The sequence below is a fragment of the Lentzea kentuckyensis genome (assembly GCF_002150765.1).
In the GTDB taxonomy this organism is placed as follows: Bacteria; Actinomycetota; Actinomycetes; order Mycobacteriales; family Pseudonocardiaceae; genus Lentzea; species Lentzea kentuckyensis.
Map to the genome: position 1 here is coordinate 1 of NZ_MUYM01000152.1, position 1,728 is coordinate 1,728.

2 protein-coding genes are annotated in these 1,728 nt (G+C 68.3%); one reads left to right on the forward strand and one right to left on the reverse strand.

The window, feature by feature from the left end; all coding sequences use genetic code 11:
• On the forward strand, positions 1 to 381 hold a 381-nt coding region (locus B0F77_RS44200; RefSeq protein ID WP_211294347.1), incomplete at its 5' end, for a glycoside hydrolase family 6 protein.
• Here B0F77_RS44200 and B0F77_RS44205 read toward each other — a convergent pair.
• On the reverse strand, positions 375 to 1,196 hold the full coding sequence (locus tag B0F77_RS44205; RefSeq protein ID WP_086669049.1) for a helix-turn-helix domain-containing protein: 822 nt from the start codon (positions 1,194 to 1,196) through the stop codon (positions 375 to 377). The genes B0F77_RS44200 and B0F77_RS44205 overlap by 7 nt on opposite strands.
• Positions 1,197 to 1,728 lie beyond the last annotated feature (532 nt).

Genomic DNA, 1,728 nt, shown 5'->3' on the forward strand with positions numbered 1-1,728 from the left:
CAGTGGGTGCCCGCGGGCACCATGGCGTCGCGTCTTGACGCCGCCGGCGTGCGGAACGTCCGCGGGTTCTCGATCAACGTGTCGAACTACCACACCACGGCCGCTTCCACGGCGTACGGCAGCTCGGTCAGCGGTTCGTTGCCCGGTTACACCAAGCCGTACGTCGTCGACACGAGCCGCAACGGCAACGGGCACAACGGGGAGTGGTGCAACCCCGGTGGCCGCAAGCTCGGCACGCCCGCCCGGACCGGTGGTGGCGCGGAGATGCTGCTGTGGGTGAAGGTGCCCGGCGACTCCGACGGACGGTGCGGCAAGGCGCCGGGCGTGGACGCCGGCAAGTTCGACCCGCAGCTCGCCTACGACCTCGTGTTCGGCTACTGACGGCTGGTCAGGCCGTGGACCGGCGCGAGCTGGCTGGTGTACTCGGTCAGCTTGCGTCGCGTCTGCTCCTCGTCCAGTGCCACGGAGTCCAGCAGGTCGAAGAGCTTCTCGGCACGGTCGACGGCGGCGTCGTCCTGGGCGAACACCTTGGCGTGGCCGGACTCCGCGTAGACGATCGGGGTCGCCTTCTCGAACTCGAACAGCGTGCACTTCGACTGGAACGCGGCCGTGGTCGCCTCCAGCGGCACGATGCGCACGATGTTCGCGTGGGCCAGCAGTTTGGTGTGCTGGTCGTGCATGACCTGGAGGCCGCCCAGTCGCATCCGCAGCGCTATCTCGTGCAGGTAGAACACGCACTCGGGGCTGGCAGGGCGACGCATGACGGCCTGGCGGTCGCTGTCAATCGCGCTGTCCTCGTGGGTCGCGGCCTGCAGCGCGCGGGCGTAGGCAGGGGTCTGCAGGAGGCTGTGCACCGCGACGATGTCGTAGGACGTGATCTTGGTGGCCGACGCCTCGGTCAGCAGGAGCGTGCGGAGGTGGTCCGGCGTCTGGGCCAGGTAGGGGTCGAAGGCGTTGCGGTAGCGGCGGAAGAAGTCCTCGATGAAGTCGATGTCCTTGCCGCAGGCGGCGAGGTACTGCGCGAGGTCGATCTCGGTGGCCCGGATCTTGCCGTGCTCCATGTTCGAGACCTTGCTCGGATCCCAGCCGAGCTGGGTGGCCAGGCCGCGGCCCCGCAGGCCGGTGAACCTCTGCCGCATCCGGCGCAGTTCGTCGCCCAGGTCGCGGCTGTACGCGGTGGAGTTGATGGTCGTCACGAGTACGACGCTATGGCTTGGAATTACTCCATGATACGGGCTCGTTCGGGTGAAAACCGTCTGCTTGATCAGGTCGCTGTGGTGAGGGGGAGGCCGCCGCCCGACGCCTGCCGCGGCACAGAGGTCGCCGCAGTCTGCGATCTACGGCGGTGGCCCGTTCTACGCGGACGGCCAGGCCGTGATGAACACCCCTCGCTCCTCCGGGTTCACGACCGTGATCCTCTGGAGCATCCATGTCCGCCCCAACGGCGTCAGTTAGACGGTATGGAGTGACCGCTCGGGTTTCGGGTGGTTGCGGGCCGGGGCCTCGCTCACGCTTGTTCGTGGGTTGCCGGGCAGGAGTGGCCTGCTCGGCCTATCCGACAGGCGTGGGAGGCCCCGGTGTTTACCGAGCGTACGAGCGTGGGGCTGGACGTGCACGCGCGATCGGTCGCGGCAGCGGCGATCGACGGCGTCACCGGCGAGCTCGTTCAAGCGAAACTGACCCCGTCACATGATCACATCCGGTCCTGGCTGGCGGCGGTGCCCGGCC